The sequence below is a fragment of the Acinetobacter legionensis genome (assembly GCF_057165765.1).
The window spans coordinates 1,273,661-1,292,204 of sequence record NZ_CM169896.1; the positions used below are offsets into that span (position 1 = coordinate 1,273,661).

Annotated in this window: 15 protein-coding genes; 4 read left to right on the forward strand and 11 right to left on the reverse strand. The window is 38.1% G+C overall.

What is annotated here, in order from left to right; all coding sequences use genetic code 11:
• Positions 1-122 precede the first annotated feature (122 nt).
• The 3 genes from AC2G3J_RS05885 to ahcY form a co-directional block, all read right to left on the reverse strand.
• Positions 123-842 carry a 16S rRNA (uracil(1498)-N(3))-methyltransferase gene (locus tag AC2G3J_RS05885; RefSeq protein WP_483770791.1) on the reverse strand — a complete coding sequence of 240 codons (720 nt, stop codon included), beginning with the start codon at positions 840-842 and terminating at the stop codon, positions 123-125.
• A gap of 36 nt (positions 843-878) precedes the next feature.
• A complete protein-coding gene (metF, locus tag AC2G3J_RS05890) occupies positions 879-1,715 on the reverse strand; it encodes a methylenetetrahydrofolate reductase [NAD(P)H] (RefSeq protein ID WP_483770792.1) in 837 nt (278 codons plus the stop codon).
• A gap of 153 nt (positions 1,716-1,868) precedes the next feature.
• A complete protein-coding gene (gene ahcY / locus AC2G3J_RS05895) occupies positions 1,869-3,251 on the reverse strand; it encodes an adenosylhomocysteinase (RefSeq protein ID WP_483770793.1) in 1,383 nt (460 codons plus the stop codon).
• A 418-nt stretch (positions 3,252-3,669) separates the two neighbouring features.
• On the opposite strand from ahcY, the gene AC2G3J_RS05900 reads away from it, so the two are divergent.
• Positions 3,670-4,221 carry a hypothetical protein gene (locus AC2G3J_RS05900; protein WP_419327189.1) on the forward strand — a complete coding sequence of 184 codons (552 nt, stop codon included), beginning with the start codon at positions 3,670-3,672 and terminating at the stop codon, positions 4,219-4,221.
• 19 nt (positions 4,222-4,240) lie between these two features.
• The gene (locus AC2G3J_RS05905; protein WP_336951697.1) at positions 4,241-5,179 is read left to right on the forward strand and encodes a DUF4424 family protein; all 939 of its coding nucleotides are present in this window, start codon (positions 4,241-4,243) and stop codon (positions 5,177-5,179) included.
• 478 nt (positions 5,180-5,657) lie between these two features.
• Here the strand turns inward: AC2G3J_RS05905 and AC2G3J_RS05910 are convergent, their stop codons facing one another.
• The 4 genes from AC2G3J_RS05910 to AC2G3J_RS05925 form a co-directional block, all read right to left on the reverse strand.
• Entirely contained in the window at positions 5,658-6,182 is a 525-nt protein-coding gene (locus tag AC2G3J_RS05910) for a tetratricopeptide repeat protein (protein WP_336951696.1), read from the reverse strand.
• An 86-nt stretch (positions 6,183-6,268) separates the two neighbouring features.
• Positions 6,269-6,607 (reverse strand): DUF3325 domain-containing protein, encoded by a 339-nt coding sequence (locus AC2G3J_RS05915; protein WP_336951695.1) that lies wholly within the window; start codon positions 6,605-6,607, stop codon positions 6,269-6,271.
• The gene (locus AC2G3J_RS05920; RefSeq protein WP_483770794.1) at positions 6,604-8,322 is read right to left on the reverse strand and encodes a PepSY-associated TM helix domain-containing protein; all 1,719 of its coding nucleotides are present in this window, start codon (positions 8,320-8,322) and stop codon (positions 6,604-6,606) included. Before AC2G3J_RS05920 ends, AC2G3J_RS05915 begins: the two co-directional genes overlap by 4 nt.
• A gap of 1 nt (position 8,323) precedes the next feature.
• Positions 8,324-8,677 carry a hypothetical protein gene (locus AC2G3J_RS05925; RefSeq protein WP_336951692.1) on the reverse strand — a complete coding sequence of 118 codons (354 nt, stop codon included), beginning with the start codon at positions 8,675-8,677 and terminating at the stop codon, positions 8,324-8,326.
• Between the two features lie 308 nt (positions 8,678-8,985).
• Between AC2G3J_RS05925 and AC2G3J_RS05930 the strand changes: the two genes are divergently transcribed.
• On the forward strand, positions 8,986-9,240 hold the full coding sequence (locus AC2G3J_RS05930; protein ID WP_336951690.1) for a hypothetical protein: 255 nt from the start codon (positions 8,986-8,988) through the stop codon (positions 9,238-9,240).
• Between the two features lie 64 nt (positions 9,241-9,304).
• Here AC2G3J_RS05930 and AC2G3J_RS05935 read toward each other — a convergent pair whose 3' ends face one another.
• Positions 9,305-9,694 (reverse strand): carboxymuconolactone decarboxylase family protein, encoded by a 390-nt coding sequence (locus AC2G3J_RS05935; protein WP_336951688.1) that lies wholly within the window; start codon positions 9,692-9,694, stop codon positions 9,305-9,307.
• 158 nt (positions 9,695-9,852) lie between these two features.
• Positions 9,853-12,309 (reverse strand): acyl-CoA dehydrogenase, encoded by a 2,457-nt coding sequence (locus AC2G3J_RS05940; protein ID WP_483770795.1) that lies wholly within the window; start codon positions 12,307-12,309, stop codon positions 9,853-9,855.
• A gap of 686 nt (positions 12,310-12,995) precedes the next feature.
• On the opposite strand from AC2G3J_RS05940, the gene AC2G3J_RS05945 reads away from it, so the two are divergent.
• The gene (locus tag AC2G3J_RS05945; RefSeq protein ID WP_336951684.1) at positions 12,996-15,227 is read left to right on the forward strand and encodes an NADP-dependent isocitrate dehydrogenase; all 2,232 of its coding nucleotides are present in this window, start codon (positions 12,996-12,998) and stop codon (positions 15,225-15,227) included.
• Positions 15,228-15,486: 259 nt separating this feature from the next.
• Here the strand turns inward: AC2G3J_RS05945 and AC2G3J_RS05950 are convergent, their stop codons facing one another.
• Both AC2G3J_RS05950 and AC2G3J_RS05955 read right to left on the reverse strand, forming a co-directional pair.
• Positions 15,487-16,275, reverse strand: coding sequence for a pseudouridine synthase (locus AC2G3J_RS05950; RefSeq protein WP_483770796.1), 789 nt, complete (start codon positions 16,273-16,275; stop codon positions 15,487-15,489).
• 403 nt (positions 16,276-16,678) lie between these two features.
• On the reverse strand, positions 16,679-17,971 hold the full coding sequence (locus tag AC2G3J_RS05955) for an MFS transporter (RefSeq protein ID WP_336951681.1): 1,293 nt from the start codon (positions 17,969-17,971) through the stop codon (positions 16,679-16,681).
• Positions 17,972-18,544: the final 573 nt, after the last annotated feature.

Here is an 18,544-nt window from a genome sequence, read left to right on the forward strand (position 1 = left end):
CTGCTATTTTTAGAATGTGTAGGTTTAACGGAGCAACTATTTAAAATTTGCTAATTAATAGTTTCTTTGGGATTAAAATACTGTGAAATCATCCAATTTGCAATTATTTTACATGACATACATCACTTTTTAAAGCTTTGATAATTCAAAATTGACAAAGCAACGACAGGGGCAGTTTCAGTTCTTAAAATACGTTCACCAATGCACCAATTTTTAAATCCAGATTGGTTTGCCTGATCAATTTCAGCTTCATTTAAACCGCCTTCAGGGCCGATCAAAAGGGTAATATTTGGACTAATTCCTTTGAGTACATCAGTCTGCTCTTTTTCAGGTGCAAGGACAAATCTAGTCTCGGGCAATTCAGTTTTCATCCACTCATTTAGGCTGATAGGCGCTAAAATCTCTGGAACAATATTCATACCACACTGTTCACAAGCTGCAATCGCTATACCTTGCCAATGATCTAACTTCTTTTGATCTCGATCATATTTTAAGCGCATTTCACAGCGTTCTGACGTCAGTAATTGAATTTGAAATACACCCAATTCAACAGCTTTTTGAATCGCATAATCCATACGATCTCCCTTACTCATTACTTGTCCGAGAAGCGCTGTAAAAGCAGGGGTACGATTGTTTGGATTAAACGAAATGACTTTAACAGCGGCCGATTTTTTGGCGACCTCTGTTAAAGTCACTTCATATTCGCCACCTTGTCCATTGAACAAGGTGGCTATTTCACCGACTTGTGCACGCAATACTTTGACCCAATGATGAAATACTGTTTCAGTGAGTTCAACCGTAGTTTCGACAGCTAAATCAGTTTCAATATAAAAGCGGGGCATGCAGTTTTACTCACAAGTGGATGATGCAATTTTGATTTAAGCTAAACCGAGATCAAGTACCAATTGGCGGTTTGGCTCAGTATGATTCATGCTATAGAAATGCAAACTTGGTGCACCTCCGGCAATAAGGCGTTCACACAGTTTGATCACAACTTCATGGCCAAAGGCTTTGATACTTTTAGAATCATCACCATAGGTCGCCAGTTGCTTACGAATCCAGCGTGGAATTTCTGCACCTGTACCATCTGCAAAGCGGATTAAATTGTTTGCATTGGTAATTGGCATAATGCCAGGCGCAACAGGAATATCGATTCCTTGCTTTTGGATACGCTCTACAAAATAGAAATAGGCATCTGGATTAAAGAAAAATTGAGTGATGGCTGCATTTGCACCTGCTTTGACTTTTTCAGCAAAGTGCTTGATGTCTGCATCAAAGTTGTCAGCTTGTGGGTGCATTTCAGGATATGCTGCAACTTCAATTTTAAAATGATCACCTGAGTGTTCACGAATAAAACGGACCAAATCAGTCGCATAAGGAAGCTCACCTAGGCCGACTTGACCAGAAGGTAAGTCACCTCGAAGCGCAACAATACGATCAATTCCTTGAGCCTTATAGATATCGAGTAATTCAGCAATACGTACTTTATCATCACCAATACATGAAAGGTGAGGGGCAACAGGTGTGCCTTTACCATTAAAGTCAGCAATTGCGGCTAGTGTACGCTCACGAGTAGAACCACCAGCCCCATAAGTAATCGAGAAAAACTCTGGATTTAAAAGCTGTAATTCTTGATGAACAAGCTTAAGTTTTTCCGCCCCTGCATCAGTTTTGGTCGGGAAAAACTCAAACGAAATTGGAACACGTTTGGTCATGGTTAAATCCTTTTTTATTCATACTTTTTTAATTTGTTTTAGCCTCTCCTAAGTCCTTTCTTAAAAAAGAGAGGACTTAGCTTTTAATTCATTAATCAGTAAATGAATATTGCTTCTCCCTTAGGGAGAAAGCTAGGGAGAGGGGATTAAAACTTAGTACTTATAAGCCTCAGATTTAAATGGACCTTCAACTGCAACGCCCAAGTAATCTGCTTGAACTTGAGTCAATTGCGTCAATACACCACCAAAACCAGCAACCATTGCTGCAGCAACTTCTTCATCTAACTTCTTAGGAATCAGTTCAACACGGATCTGTGCTGCTTTTTGATCTTCTGGAAGATCAGCAAATTTTTCTGCGAATAAGTGCATTTGACCTAATACTTGGTTTGCAAAAGAACCATCCATCACTCGCGAAGGGTGACCAGTTGCATTACCAAGGTTAACTAAACGACCTTCTGAAAGAAGAATCAGATAATCATTTTCATTTTCTGTACGATACACTTGGTGTACTTGAGGCTTAACTTCAACCCACTTATAACCACGTAAATAGTTTGTATCGATTTCAGTATCAAAGTGTCCGATATTACATACAACTGAACCAGCTTTTAATGTATCTAACATTGCAGAATCACATACGTGATAGTTACCCGTAGTCGTCACGATCAAGTCAGTATTTTCAAGAAGGTCTAGATTAATATCTTCTTTTTTACCTGTTTGTACACCATTTTTATATGGAGAAACAACTTCATAACCGTCCATACATGCTTGCATTGCACAGATTGGATCAATTTCAGTTACACGGACAATCATACCTTCTTGGCGAAGTGATTGAGCAGAACCTTTACCGACATCACCATAACCAATCACAAGCGCACGGCGACCAGATAACAACATATCTGTACCACGTTTGATTGCGTCATTTAATGAATGACGGCAACCATATTTATTGTCATTTTTAGATTTCGTGATCGAATCATTCACGTTAATTGCAGGAACTTTTAAAGTACCATCACGGAACATTTCGTTTAAGCGTTGAACACCTGTTGTGGTTTCTTCTGTAATACCGTGGATTTTAGCAATAAGTTCAGGGTATTTTTCATGAACAACAGCAGTTAAATCACCACCATCATCAAGAATCATATTGGCATCCCAAGGCGTGCCATTAACATTAATTTGTTGTTCAAGACACCACATGTATTCTTCTTCAGTTTCACCTTTCCAGGCGAATACTGGAACACCAGATGCTGCAATTGCTGCTGCTGCATGGTCTTGAGTTGAGAAGATGTTACATGAAGTCCAACGTACTTCCGCGCCTAATTCAACCAGTGTTTCAATTAAAACAGCAGTTTGAATGGTCATATGAATACAACCAAGAATTTTTGCACCAGCAAGTGGTTTTGCTGCTGAATAGCGTTTACGTAAGCCCATCAATGCTGGCATTTCTGCTTCAGCTAGTTTGATTTCTTTACGACCGTAGTCAGCTAGGGAAATATCTGCAACTTTATAATCTGTAAATGAAGCATTAACCGCGTTCATCACGATCTCCTTTATATTAAAAAAATATTGATCATTCAGTTCGCGGATGCCGTTGTTGACCAGCACGAAAGTCTGACCGAATCGTCGAGCCTAGCGATTTCACATTTATGTGCCTGTGAAAAAGTCGCAGCATCCCTCGACTGGCGACTATTGTACCTAGATTTTAATAGAGTTCAAATGTAGTTGGTTAATATTCAACTAAAAGATAGAATTGTTTTTAAATAGAGAATCTATGCAAAAATAAGATCCGTATTTATTGATCTATAAACAAAAATAAAATCAAGATGATGCTTTTTAATGGTTGCTAAGTCACTGAGGCATGTATCTGGGATTGCAGTATTTTTAACGATCAAAAGTACTTTGCTTTTTCTGTGAGGTGGTTTCGGTTTTGAAAAGTAAATATTGGGACAGTGAGTTTATGGATATTTTAAAAGTAATTGATCAGCATAGTTTTGCATTGAGGCAAGCCATTGAGCAGGCTTCTCTTGAACAGCGGAAAAGTTTAGTGAAAGCTATTTTTGCTTTTTATGAAAAATTACCAAACTTTCAATCTTCTATTGAACAAAATTATCAAATAAAAATTGATAAAAAACAATTGTTTCATGATATTGATCAAGAAAATTTAATTGATTATCAAAAGAGAATTCGACAATCAAATGATTCTGTAGATGAATATGCCGATGATTATGAGGAATTAGAGGCCATTGAAGTGATTTCTTTGGATGCGTTTTTCTTGATGGTATCAAATCAAAACAAAAGCCAGTATTTAGTGGCTTTGTTTAATGCTATGATTGAAGTACTGGATTATTATGAGAATTTTTCAGAAAACTCAATCTATTGGAATGAAGTTTTAGAAAAAGAAATTCTTTTGCAAGAACAAATTATCAAACAGATTGCTACAAATATTATTTTTGATGAATCCATTTATTGTGTGCATTATCAAACAATAGAATTTCCTGATTTAGATTAACTGATTTGGATGAAATAGAATGAAAAAAATCGTATTGATCACATCGATTCTGACAGCGACATCTGCTTTTGCTAATGACTCTACGGGCTATGTGGGAACAGGGGGAATTGAGTACCTTAAAAATAAAAATATTGCAATGCAACGTGAAGACTTATTCATTAGTAAAAAATTAATTAAGGTTGATTATCAATTTAAAAACCTCAGTAATCAAGATATTACTGAAACTGTTTTATTCCCTTTACCACGCGTTGATAATACTTTTGAATCCGATTTTGCCCATACTGAGGAATTATTAAAAAGTTTTAAAATTCAGGTTAATGGAAAAGCGGTTCAACCGACAATGCATGTGCAGACATTTATACAAAGAGATGAAAAGTCTAAAGCAATTGATGTCACTGAGTTATTTAAGCAATGTGGCTTTTCACAAACTGAAATGTTAAATCCTTGGAATCGCAAAACTGATGAATATGGGATATTTGAAAAGAAACTAAAAGGCTGTTCAAACCCTAAAGTAAAAAGTATTTTGCCTAAAAATCCAGACGAAGTCATCAACTGGTCTTCACAAGTGGTTTATAGCTGGAAGCAAACTTTTAAAGCCAATTCAATTACACAGGTCAAACATCAATATAAACCTTTAGTGGGTGGTTCGGTTGCACTATATCCAGATGAATATAATCAACAATTTTGTATGGACAGTAATTTTAAGAAAGGCTTGAAAAAAGCACAGTCGGAACATTCGCCTTTTAATGCACTGAGTTATATTTTGACTACTGGGGCAAATTGGGCAAAACCGATCGAAAATTTTAAATTGATCATTGAACGTGATCCGGGAGAGTTGGTATCGTTTTGCTGGAAAGGTAAAGTCAATAAAATTAGTCCGACACAGTTCCAAATGGTTGAGAAAAACTTTGTACCTAAACAAGATTTAGATGTAATTTTTGTGCATTTAGGTAATTAAATTAGTGAATCAAATTTAAGCTCATTCTATAGTCAACATGTCAAAAAACTTAGACACAAGAATATAGTTTCTTCTAATAAATATTTTTAATTAAATCAATTGCATGGAAAAATAATTTATTTGATTATAAAAAAGTTTGCAATGCCACACCTTACATTCAAAGTTTAAATAGCTTTGCGTAGGCGATGCCTCACTTTTCAGAGATCAAAAGATGACAAAAATCTTTTGTTTAACAGGGCTCTTGCGCTGCAAACAAAGCAGTGCTTTATTTTTGCTCATATACCCCCGCCCAACGGCGACATCCATGTCGCCCCACGGTAGGATCACCATCTAGGATTCAAAAGTAAAAATGAATTGATAACCAACAGTTCTAAAAGTTCATACAAAAATATAAGCTTTATTTATGATCAATGACTTGATAGCAATCATTTATATGAATAATTAGGTGGTTTGACTAATGTGGGCTGAAATTTATCAATTATACCGAAGTGTCTTCAGCTGACTTGGCTTTTTCAGCCCAAAAATCAGCTTTTTCTTCATCAACATCAACCCCCATCCCGTGTTCGTAAATACAAACAAGATCACGCATGGCTTGAACTTCACCCAGTTTTGCTGCTTGCTCAACCAATTCGACTGATTTCACCAGATCCTTTTCAACCACATCCCCACGGCGATAGAAATTGGATAACTCTAAAATCGCAGCAGGATGTTGATGTTTGACCGCTTGCTCTAACCAGCGGTGGGCATGTTCAAAATAAGCCTTGGCTTCTTTAGGATCTTCTTCAAGGATATCTTTTGCATAATAAGCATAGCCTTCACCTAACCAATACATGGCTTCAACATGGCCTAATTGTGCTGCTTTAAGAGCCCATTCTTCTGCAAGTTGATTGTTATCTTCATCTTCACTTTGCATATATATTTCAGCAAGTTCAAATTGTGCTGCTGGATTACCCATTGCAGCACGATTGAGTAGTTCTGAAGGGATTGAAAGTGGTTTAGACATAAAAATACCAACACTAAGCAATAAATTTGATAAAAAAAGCCAATCTAGAGATTGGCTTATGAGTATAACTGATTTTTTGAAACAGTTTAAATGAGTAGGATCACGCTGGTGACAAAGCTCATTCCCGCACAAAAGCAGGCAACAAATTTCACTTTTAAACTGTAATAGGTTAATAAGGCACCCACAAATAATGCTGAAAATGTCAGAATGCCAATCCAAAAACTGAGCATACTACTAAGCGGCCCTGATATTACGCAAATGATCAGTGATATAAGCAGTAAAGTCCAACCTAAAATAGAAGCGAGTCGTGTTTGTTGAGCTGTTAACTCCTGTCCATACATCTGTTTTTGATGCTTTGACATTGCACTGGCAAGTGCAATAAAAGCCAAGCTAGACAAAGACCAAACCAGTAAGAAGAAAATCACGCTGAAATCTCCTTATTTGATGGTGCATTTCTAGATTTTTTGACAGGAAGTCCTTTGTGCTTTTTAACTTTATAAAATGACAAGAAAAATAAAATGGCGAGTACCCATGTCATTAAATCAAAAGAGGCAATCATCCATTGGTCATTGGCAATGCTGTTCCAAAATGCTTGACCACCCGTGGTAAAGTTGACAATAGGCAGTAGTGCAAAAGCAACACTAGCAAAAGCTAGAAGCTCAAGCCAAGCCTGACGGTGTGGACGAATCGCTGCATAAATTAACGTAGCTAACCATGCGATAAAGAAAGCACGAATTTCCCAATTTAAACGTGTTTCTATCTCAAATGGGATGAAACGATTGGCATAGAAATAACTTGCACATGCGATAGGTAGTCCAATCACAGCAGCAATATTCATCACTTCAACAAAACGATAACCAAATGATTTATAGCCTTGCTTTTGTTGTTGAGGTGCACGTTTGACACACCATAAAATAAGTCCAGTTGCAATCATTAAGGTACCTATTACGCCAGAGAAGAACAATAACCAGCGGAAGGTTAAATCAAGACCTCGAGCTTCATGCAATACAGTCACAACATTGTAAATTCCCATCGGGATAGATGCATTCTTTGTTTGAACAGTTTCATTGATGTCTTTACCAGTTACACCATCGAATTTCAAAATTGGGTAAACACCACGTTCTACCACACTTTTTGCATATAAAGCACGAAGTTCAATGGTGGCATTGGATGTATTTGGCGCAAGGATTTGAATAGAGGCAATTGGATTTTCTTTCCATTGTGCCTGAGCTACTATAATAAGTGGTGTTAAGTTCGTAAGTGGTGCAGGATATCCTGCTTCTTGTTCATGTTGTTTGCCTCTTTCTCCTCGTGAGCGTTGTTCAGTGATGCCTCGAGCTTGGGATGTATTTGCAGATAATGAGCGATTTTCAACATTTCTATTGCGAGAATTATTTTGCTGAACTGCGCCTCCGCGCATTTCTTGAAAAAACTCTTGTCGATCTTTATAAACTTGGTTGATTCCCCAAGGCATAAACATAAACATCAGCAATAACAAACCACTGAATGTAATCATAATGTGAAAGGGTAGGGCAAAAACAGCTGTGGCATTGTGTGCATCTAACCAAGATCGTTGCCCTTTACCGGAACGGAAAGTAAAGAAGTCTTTAAAAATTTTTTTATGGGTGATAATGCCACTAATAATTGCCACAAACATCAGCATAGTAGCCAAACCGACGATCCAACGGGCCCAAATACGATCAAATCCATACAATTCAAAGTGAAAGCGATAGAGAAATCCACCACCGCGCGTATCTCGAGCCTCAATGACTTGTCCAGTTGCACTGTCTAGGGTGATTCTTTCTCCACCACGACGTGCTTGTAGATCTTCACCTTTTTTGCGGATATTTAACTCAGTTGTGGTTTGTCTGGAGTTGGGTAATTGAATTGACCAACTACCTGCATCAGGATAATTTTTTTGTAAATAATTTAAAGCAACCTGCGTTTGCTGTACTTGAGAATCACTTGGAACAGATTGATGAATTTCAGGTTTCATCCAAGCAGTTATTTCAGACTGAAAGAAACTCAATGTTCCTGTCAAAAAAATTGCATAAAGTAACCAACCAAGAATTAAGCTTGCCCATGTATGTAACCATGACATGGATTGGCGTGGACCTTCAACTTTTGCATCTACGCGCATCTTAATTCCCCATCATTTTATAAATGACAAATAAAATGATACTTGGAACAAGTATGCCTAAGCTGGCTTTTAATGTCTTATTGACCATAAAAACCCAAATGAATGCGGCACAGTGAATACAGAAAGCAAGAAGTGTGGCGCTCATTGCAGCGGCAGCACGATAATCGGCAAATGTTTTTGCAATCACTATAGCGGACATGGATGCAAGCAGGTAACCACCAAGAATTGCCAGAGCAAAACGGTAGGCAATCATGACGCGATATTGTATGAGAGAGTGTGCGGATTTAGCTCGTGTTGATACAGTCGGAGTTGAAACAGATGCGTTTAGGACATCGAGTTCAGTCTGGCTATTCATAGGCAATCAAATAAGAAAGGTTAAAAATTAAGTAAATAATAACAATTATCATTTACTTTTTAAATACAAAAAATTAAATTCCACCAAAATAAAGCACTGGATTTAATTTAATTTTTATGTTCAAACTTTTATACAAGTTAATTCTGAAGATATGTGTGAGAATTTTATAAGCTTTTTATGGCTATAAAAATTTTTTCGTGAGTATATTTTTGTGCATGTGCTTTCGAACATAAAGCATACAGCGTATTCCGATATTTATTTATATCTTGTAGTGATATCGTGGAAAACAATAATATGGAAATTTAATCATGTTTATTCATGCTGAAGACGCAAAACAATTGGCAGCCAATTCTAACTTAAATATAGAGCTATATAAATTTCGTTTAGCTCAAATGATTGAAGAAAATGCCAAGCAGGGCAATACTGCTGTTTTTACAGTTTTACCTAAACATCTAGCTTTAGAGGATATTCGGGGGCTTTCTTCTGAGTTAACTCAGTTGGGATACCATGTTCGCTTTGAAGTAGATGAGTTTTTTTATAGTTTTAATGTGTTTTGGAATTAACTCAGCAATACAGGCAACATGTTGGAGCATGGCCTATATTGAAGAATTTGATCGCATTAATTGTTTATGAATCTACCTTTTGGTATTCATTGATGACTTCGAGTGCAGCACGAAATGCTTCTTGTGTCGCTGGGGCGCCACAGTAAGGTAGGCTGTGTAATAATACTTCCTGAATTTCTTCAACTGTCGCGCCATTATTTAATGCGCCACGAATATGACCTTTAAGTTCGGTTGGGCTTTTCTGCGCAACTAAAAATGCAATGGTAATCAAAGAGCGGTATTTACGTGGTAAAACACCCTCACGTTGCCAAGTTGAACCCCATGCATGCTCATTGATCCAGTCTTGCAAAGGTCTTGTAAAAGGAACAGTGTTATCTTGAGCGCGTTTTACAAAACTTTCTCCCATCACTTCTGTACGGACTTTTAAGCCATTTTCATAATCTTGTTGAGACATTGCTTTTTTCCTCAGCTGTTATATTTTTAACACTATACCGAAATAACAAAATAACCCATTGGCAATATGTCTATGTTAAAAAACAGCGATGGTGAATCGCTGTTTATGGTCAACGTTTTATATCCCCTTATCTCTTAAATGGCATTTGCCCAATAGATTTAAGTTGAGTGAAGATGAGGATTTTCTAATACCAATACCTGCTCTAATTTTTCATCAAAAATATCTGTGAGCATACTGTCATAACGCAGGGCATTATATTGGGTTAATTTTGTGGCTAAATCATCGCTGATTAAGCCACGAGTGACTGCATCCTGTATGCGCTCTTCAAATGTTAGCCCCTGATATTCACCTTTAGATTCCGCTTTTTTAAAGCTGTTCCAATCGTCTTCAACGGTTGAGAGTAGATTGAAGGTGGCTTCCATTCGGCCAAAAGCATCATTCGGATCAACAGTATAATAAACCTGCGTTTTTAAATAATCTCGGAATGGGTTATCTTGCATGAGCAGTTCTGCTGCTTCACTCTTTTGACGATCACTCGGTTTCTTGATCGGTCGACCAAATGGGAAACAAACAAATTTAACCAGACTTGATGCAATTTGAATCGGAAAATTATCAAATAAGCCATAAAATGCTTCTTGGGCATCATAAAGCGTTTCATCTAATGCAAGTTTGGCATGTACCTGTTCTTGCGTGGATCTTTGACCATTTTCATAAAATTTGAGTATGGCTGTCGCAATAAACATTTTGGAGTGAATGTCAGCTAATCGCCCTGAGAGCATTTCTTTACGTTTAATATCACCAGCTAATAGTCCAAGACACATATCTGCGGTTAGGGCAAAATCAGTACTGAAGCGATTGATGATTTTATAATAAGGTTGAGTAAAAGCATCTGATGAGTCAGGTCGTTGATTACTTGCCCCAAACCATCCATAAGTGAATGCACGAGCTCCACGGTTTAAAGTGTAGCCTAAATGTTGATATAACATGGTGTTAAATGTGTTTAAGGCAGAAGCTTTATCTGCAGCCTGTAACAATTGTAATTCCTCAAATAAATAAGGATGGCAACGCATTGAACCTTGACCAAAGATCATCAACGAACGGCTTAAGATATTTGCTCCTTCAACCGTTATCGAGATCGGAATAGCTTGATACATATTGGCAAGAAAGTTACGCGGACCTTGTTGAATACCACGACCACCTGTGATGTCCATACCATGATTGACGATTTTTCGCATCGTTTCAGTGGCGTAGTATTTTGCCATTGCGGTCATAACAGCGGGTTTGCCACCTTGATTTAAACCGCAAGTGACTAAATAGCGGAAAGCTTCAAGCATATAGGTATGGCTGACGATGTCACTGCTAACTTCTTGGACCCCTTCAAATTTACCGACTGATAATTTAAATTGTTGACGAATTTTAGCGAATGCACCTACAGATAAATACGTCATTTCACCTGCGGCTGTAGACAATGCAGGAAGGGAAATACCGCGTCCAACAGCCAGACATTCCATCAGCATACGCCAGCCATTCCCAGCATTTTTTGCGCCCCCAATAATCCAGTCAATCGGAATAAAGACGTCCTTACCTTCAACTGTGCCATTCATAAATGGAGAACCACCCGGATGGTGCCTAGGTCCAACTTCTACGCCTGCATGAGAGGCGGGTATAAGTGCACATGTAATACCATACTCAGTTTTAGTTTTATCTCCCAATAAGCCATCTGGGTCATACAGTTTGAAGGCCAGACCGACTACGGTTGCAACGGGTGCTAAGGTAATCCAGCGTTTTGAGAAATTCATAATTAAGCCAAGCACTTGTTGACCTTCGAACTCCCCATAACAAACTACCCCAGTGTCAGGAATCGCTCCAGCATCAGAACCCGCTTCAGGACTGGTTAGTCCAAAACAAGGAATTTCTTCACCCTTGGCTAAGCCGGGCAAATAACGATTTTTTTGTTCATCTGTACCATAATTCAGTAAAAGCTCACCCGGCCCTAATGAGTTAGGCACCATACAGGTTACGGCAGTGGTTAATGAGCGTGAAGCGATTTTGCTCATAATGCGACTTTGTGCAAAAGAGCTAAATTCACGACCACCATAAGTTTTAGGGATGATAAGTCCAAAAAAGCCATTGTCTTTAATAAATTGCCATGTCTCTGCGTTCAGGTCTTTATTTTGATGAATTTCCCATTCATCTAGCAACTGACAGAGTTGTTCAACCTCATGATCTAAAAAAGATTGCTCTTCATTACTAAGCGTCGGGTAGGGGTAATTGTTAAATTTTTCCCAATCTGGCGCCCCCATAAATAATTCTTTTTCCCACCAACTGGTACCCGCATCCAATGCTTCACGTTCAGTGCTACTCATGCTTGGCATTGCATTGGCTAATGTTTTATAAGCTGGTTTAGTCAAAACTTGCATTCGCAGTGGCTCAATCAGTAAAACTAAACTGATAAGAATAAGCGGGAGACCAAGGATGAGAGACCATGGGCTGATCACTGCACTCAGAATCGCAATGACAATCGTGGTGATACTACCGATTGTCCGATCAAGTGCAAAAAAGAAAACGGCCCAGAGTGAGATGATTTGAATAAGTATTGCGATGAGTAATAGCATTAACATATTACCTCTACAGTTTTAATATTAATTTGGGGATCGGAAATACATCATTGAAGCTTATTTTTTCATTAATGATGTGATGAAAAATTAAACATGTAATTTATTAATAACGATTTTTTGACTTACTATTCAAGGTAAAAGTATTGTTGTTTTGTGAGTATAAGTTAACCAAAGCATATTTATTGTCATATCGTGACCAGAGTATTGGGGAATAAATAAATTTTCCATTCATTTGCTCATTCACTTTTTAGACAGACTTGAATGATTTAAAATTTAAACAGTATCTAGCTGATTTTTTTTTTGTGCTGTTCGGCTTGTTTTATGTCGCTGAAGCGCGTCGATGTGTTTTCAATGGTTTTTAATTGGTTGCTCTATTTGTAAGAATCAGCAAGATAAAATTTTTAATGTTTAAAACAATAAAGAAGAAGATGGTATGGATTGTTGTTGCTCTTGGTCGGAATGGCTATTTTTACAAAAAAGTGATTAATTTTTGTGCAAATGTTGATGTTGATGCAATATTTGTGATGTACCATTTTTTTACGAAATGTCGTTATCACAGATCTTACGTTGACTGTAATATCAGGAAGGCTGATACTCTTGGGGTTAAATTTAAGCAAGTCGGTTCGTAAGAGCTGGGTCACAAGCTCGGTTCTCAAAACACAATCTAAAGCAAGGGGCTATATATGGCTGGTGGAAAGTCAACAATCATTTACACACTGACTGACGAGGCGCCATTGTTGGCGACTTATTCGCTACTGCCGATCATTGAGACCTTTACTAAGCCAGCTGGCGTAGAGATTGTCAAAACTGATATTTCTGTAGCTGCTCGTGTTCTTGCAGAATTCGCGGAATACTTAAGCGATGAACAGAAAGTATCTGACAACCTTGCACAGCTAGGGCGTCTTACTCAAGATCCAGACACTAACATTATCAAACTCCCAAATATCAGTGCATCTGTTGCTCAGTTGAGCGCATGTATTAAGGAACTTCAGTCAAAGGGTTATGCAATCCCTGACTATCCTGAAAATCCAACAACTGAAGAAGAAAAAGCAATTAAGGTACGTTATAGCAAATGCCTTGGTTCAGCGGTGAATCCAGTGTTACGTGAAGGTAACTCTGACCGTCGCGCACCTGCTGCAGTGAAAAACTATGCCAAGAAACATCCACATTCAATGAACGAATGGAAACAGTGGTCACAAACACATGTTTCTCATATGGATGAGGGTGATTTCTACCACGGTGAAAAGTCAATGACACTTGACCGTGCGCGTAACGTCAAAATGGAACTTATCACCAAAAATGGTGAGAGCATTGTGCTGAAGCCAAAAGTTGCATTACTTGATGGCGAAATCATCGACTCAATGTTTATGAGCAAAAAAGCGCTTTGCGATTTCTATGAAAAAGAACTTGATGATTGCCGTGAAGCGGGCATTTTATTTTCGTTGCATGTAAAAGCAACGATGATGAAAGTTTCACACCCGATTGTATTCGGTCACTGTGTAAAAATTTACTATAAAGAAGCATTTGAAAAGCATGCCAAGTTATTTGACGAGTTAGGTATTAACGTCAATAACGGTATGGCTGGTCTTTATGAGAAGATTGCAACTTTACCAACATCATTGCGTGAAGAGATCATCGAAGATCTTCATGCTTGTCAAGAACACCGTCCTGCACTTGCAATGGTCGATTCAGCGAAAGGTATTACCAACTTCCATTCACCAAATGATGTGATTGTAGATGCATCTATGCCAGCGATGATTCGTGGCGGTGGTAAGATGTGGGGAGCTGATGGTAAGCAGTATGATTGTAAAGCTGTTATGCCAGAGTCAACATTCGCACGTATTTACCAAGAAATGATCAATTTCTGTAAGTGGAATGGCAATTTTGACCCACGTACTATGGGTACTGTGCCAAACGTTGGTTTGATGGCGCAAAAAGCTGAAGAATACGGCTCACATGACAAAACTTTTGAGATCACTGAAGCAGGTGTTGCAAACATCACAGATCTTGAGACTGGTGAAGTGTTGATGTCACAAAACGTTGAGGAAGGCGATATCTGGCGTATGTGTCAGGTGAAAGACGCACCGATTCGTGACTGGGTAAAACTTGCAGTAACGCGTGCGCGTAACTCAGGTATGCCTGCAATCTTCTGGCTTGACCCATACCGCCCGCATGAAAATGAATTGATCAAGAAAGTACAAAAATACTTGAAAGATCATGATACAGCGGGTCTTGATATCCAAATCATGTCACAAGTACGTGCAATGCGTTATACGCTTGAACGTGTTGCTCGTGGTTTAGATACAATTTCAGTGACAGGTAACATTTTACGTGATTACTTAACTGACTTGTTCCCAATCATGGAACTGGGTACTTCTGCGAAAATGTTATCTATCGTTCCGTTAATGGCGGGCGGTGGGATGTACGAAACAGGTGCGGGTGGTTCAGCGCCTAAACACGTACAACAGCTTGTAGAAGAAAACCACTTGCGTTGGGATTCTCTTGGTGAATTCTTGGCATTAGCAGTTTCTTTAGAAGAGTTAGGTATTAAAGAAGACAATGCGCGTGCTAAGTTGTTGGCGAAGACATTGGATCAAGCAACAGGTCAATTGTTAGATAATGATAAGTCTCCATCTCGCCGTACGGGTGAGCTAGACAACCGTGGTAGCCATTTCTACCTTGCGAAATTCTGGGCTGAAGCACTTGCTGCTCAAAATGACGATGCTGAATTAAAAGCCAAGTTTGAACCACTTGCAAAAGCATTAGCTGAGAACGAAGACAAAATTCTTGCTGAACTTGCTGCTGTTCAAGGTAAGCCAGCGGATATCGGTGGGTACTATGCAGTTGATACGGCTAAAGTTGAAGCTGTAATGCGTCCAAGTGCTACGCTTAACGCTACACTTGCTAATGTTTAAGTTTTAAATGCTATAAACCAACGATCTTGTTGGTGAGAAAAGCCGATGCATAAGCATCGGCTTTTTTATTGAGGGAATAAATCTTTGTTTAAGTAATTTATTTGCAAGTTTTGTATGAATCAATTTAAATGATGAGGGGGAGATTGGTTTTAATTGGTCTTGAGTTTTTTTAAATTATAAAAATAAAAATGCCCAATGAATTTCATTAGGCATTTTTATAATATGCGACAATCGATTAATGGCTTCGAATAACTAAATCCTATCGACCATTACGTCCACGACCACGTGGGGTTTTGGTATTTGGACGAGTGGTACCATTGGTCTTACGACGTGGTTTTTCACCATCTTCCATTTGCCAGATACGTTTAGTGCCTGACTTTTTTGTTGAACCATCTTTATTCTTGCGAACAATTGGTTTTCCACCTGTACCACCAGGTTTCTTCACATAAGATCGTGAACGATAAGGTTCGTCCGCAGGAATATTTTGGAAGTCAGGATAAAGCAATGGTTCAATTTCTTTGGTTTCACCAGGCTGTAAACCCATTTGTACCAAGTCAATTGCACCAATTTTGGTACGAATTAAACGTAAAGTAGGGAAACCGACAGCTGAAGTCATACGACGTACTTGGCGGTTACGGCCTTCGCAAATCGAAATTTCAATCCAAGATGTTGGAATGTTCGCACGAAAGCGTACAGGTGGATCACGATCCCACAACCATCCAGGCTGTTCTATTTTATTCGCTTGAGCAGGTAAAGTCATACCATCTTTTAGCTCAACACCTTTGCGCAACTGTTCAAGGGCTTCTTTAGTCACATCACCATCAACTTGCACCACATAAGTTTTAAATTTCTTATTGGCAGGATTGGTAATGTACTGATTTAAACCACCATGATCAGTTAAAAAAACTAAACCTTCAGAGTCCATATCGAGACGACCCGCCAAACGCAAAGTCGAGTCATCTACGAAGTCGGACATCGTCATATGTGCTTCGTCTTTACGAAACTGGGAGAGGACGTCATAAGGTTTATTAAGAATGACAATTTTCACTTTAGACCACTAATAAATATCAATAAAATTTTTGAGTTTGATAAAGTTACCCGTTTGAAGAGAGTTGGGTAAAGATAAAGACTACGATATGTGCGCTACTATATCAGATTACGCTTTGTATTCTTCAACTTTATTTATTTACCAAGCTTGAGTTGTAAATACATTTTTCTTAGATGGGCGATCTTAAGATACGAGGTTTTTAGAGTAGGGTGGGAGGTTTTATCTTTTTGCAATTTACCATTGCATAAAATTAAGCTAAACAACTGGAAAAAACAGCGTCTATTGAAGTAAAACCATATAATAAAAAAGCTGTACCACCTTTGGATAGTACAGCTTTTTTGAATAGTGTAGATCTCAAATTTTAATCAGTGATCACAAGCTATTTATGACTTAACCATGTTATTTAGTGGTCATGTTTTAGATATTCTGGCTCTTTCGGTAATTTAAAACTACACAAGAAACAGATCACTAACATGAAAATCACATAGAAGAAGAAGGTGCTTTCAATACCGGCTGCTTTGAACTGTAGTGCTACAGATGGTGCAGAACCGCCAAAGATTGCATTCCCCACAGCATAAGAGAAACCAACACCCAATGCACGAACATGTGGCGGGAACATTTCTGCCTTAACCAATCCACTGATAGAGGTATAGAAGCTGAGTAACATCATCAGGAAAATAAGTAGCAGTGCAACCATCAATGGTGAGTAACTGAAATGTGGCATCCAGATCACCATAACTGGATAGATGAAAATTGCCATAGTTCCACTGAACGCAAGCATTGCAGCACGACGACCAATGCGGTCAGAAATAGCACCAAACACCGGTTGTGCAAGCATAAAGATAAATAGTGAAGCTGTCATAATGAATCCGACAGTCTTACTATCCACACCCATATTGGTGAGGTAGGTCTTTGAATATACTGTAATCACATAGAAGGTGAGGGAACCCGCAGAGGTATAACCTACGACCAATAAGAAGGTTTTCCAGTGATTTTTAAACAGTTCACTTAAGCTTCCTGATTCTTCTTTATCACTGTCTTCACTAGATAATGTTTCTTCCAAACGACTACGTGCAAGTAAGGAGATAATTGCAGCAATACCACCAATGACAAAAGGAATACGCCAGCCGCCATCAAGCAATTGCTGCTCTGATAGGAATGCCAGCATAATAACACCGAGCAAACTTGCTAATAACTGACCACCTGACAAGGTGACATATTGGAAAGAAGCAAAAAAGCCTCGTTGACCCTTTAAGCCAAGTTCACTCATATAGGTTGCGACAGCACCATATTCACCACCTACAGATAAACCCTGTAGCAGGCGAACAAGTAAAAGTAGGAAAGGTGCTGCCATCCCAACTTGTTCATAGGTTGGGAGTGCGGCAAATAAGAAAGAGCTTACTGCCATAAGACAGATTGAAATGACCATTGATTTTTTGCGGCCATGTTTATCAGCAATTCGTCCGAAAACCCAGCTACCAATTGGTCGCATAAAGAAGCTGGCTGCAAAGACACCCCATACATAAATGGCTTGAGTACCGGAGTCCATATCTGGTGCAGTTAATGCTTTAGTGAAATATGCCGCAAATACAGCATAAATATAAAAATCAAACCATTCTACTAAGTTTCCTGAAGCTGCGCCGACGATACCGCGTATACGGCCTCGTTTCTCTTCTTTACTGTAAGTTTGATCCATTATTTACATCCATGAGTTAGGTTGAATCGTAATTAATTCAAAATTCATTGCGATTTAAAAAAACAGGAATAATGTTAAAGATTTTAAGACTAAATAATAATTGCAAAGATGGTTAATTTGATTGGAGGCTATAGGATAGACAGAAGGAATCAAAAAATGAATTTCGATTTATTCTTTCATTAAAATTCATGTGAAAACATATAGTAAAAGTGAAATATTTTTGTAATTAATCTTAAGTCGATGATGTTGTTTTTAATAATTTGATTTTTAAATTAAAAGCAATGGCAAAAAATACCAGTAATCAAAATAAATTTACGGGTTTTTGTTTGTGTTCTATTGTGGTGTGTATTTTAATACAATGAAATATATGAATATATTGTGGTTTTAAGGTGGCTAGTTTGGTCATTAATCTATTGTCAAAATGTTATAAATTTTTAAATTAAATAACGAATATCAAATCAAAAAATTGAAAATAAAGCTTATAGTGAAAAGGTATATTAGCTCTCACTTTTAAAGATCCGATTGGGTGGTTTTGTTGTTATTTTGGCGGCTGATATGTTGGATAGAGTGGCT

What these genes read in the sequence shown, in the direction of transcription:
- AC2G3J_RS05925 (WP_336951692.1), bottom strand. Translation starts at nt 8,677, where the DNA reads ATGAATAGCCAGACTGAACTCGATGTCCTAAACGCATCTGTTTCAACT.
- AC2G3J_RS05910 (WP_336951696.1), bottom strand. Translation starts at nt 6,182, where the DNA reads ATGTCTAAACCACTTTCAATCCCTTCAGAACTACTCAATCGTGCTGCA.
- AC2G3J_RS05940 (WP_483770795.1), bottom strand. Translation starts at nt 12,309, where the DNA reads ATGCTATTACTCATCGCAATACTTATTCAAATCATCTCACTCTGGGCC.
- AC2G3J_RS05935 (WP_336951688.1), bottom strand. Translation starts at nt 9,694, where the DNA reads ATGTCTCAACAAGATTATGAAAATGGCTTAAAAGTCCGTACAGAAGTG.
- AC2G3J_RS05905 (WP_336951697.1), top strand. Translation starts at nt 4,241, where the DNA reads ATGAAAAAAATCGTATTGATCACATCGATTCTGACAGCGACATCTGCT.
- AC2G3J_RS05920 (WP_483770794.1), bottom strand. Translation starts at nt 8,322, where the DNA reads ATGCGCGTAGATGCAAAAGTTGAAGGTCCACGCCAATCCATGTCATGG.
- AC2G3J_RS05945 (WP_336951684.1), top strand. Translation starts at nt 12,996, where the DNA reads ATGGCTGGTGGAAAGTCAACAATCATTTACACACTGACTGACGAGGCG.
- metF (WP_483770792.1), bottom strand. Translation starts at nt 1,715, where the DNA reads ATGACCAAACGTGTTCCAATTTCGTTTGAGTTTTTCCCGACCAAAACT.
- AC2G3J_RS05930 (WP_336951690.1), top strand. Translation starts at nt 8,986, where the DNA reads ATGTTTATTCATGCTGAAGACGCAAAACAATTGGCAGCCAATTCTAAC.
- ahcY (WP_483770793.1), bottom strand. Translation starts at nt 3,251, where the DNA reads ATGAACGCGGTTAATGCTTCATTTACAGATTATAAAGTTGCAGATATT.
- AC2G3J_RS05955 (WP_336951681.1), bottom strand. Translation starts at nt 17,971, where the DNA reads ATGGATCAAACTTACAGTAAAGAAGAGAAACGAGGCCGTATACGCGGT.
- AC2G3J_RS05885 (WP_483770791.1), bottom strand. Translation starts at nt 842, where the DNA reads ATGCCCCGCTTTTATATTGAAACTGATTTAGCTGTCGAAACTACGGTT.
- AC2G3J_RS05900 (WP_419327189.1), top strand. Translation starts at nt 3,670, where the DNA reads ATGGATATTTTAAAAGTAATTGATCAGCATAGTTTTGCATTGAGGCAA.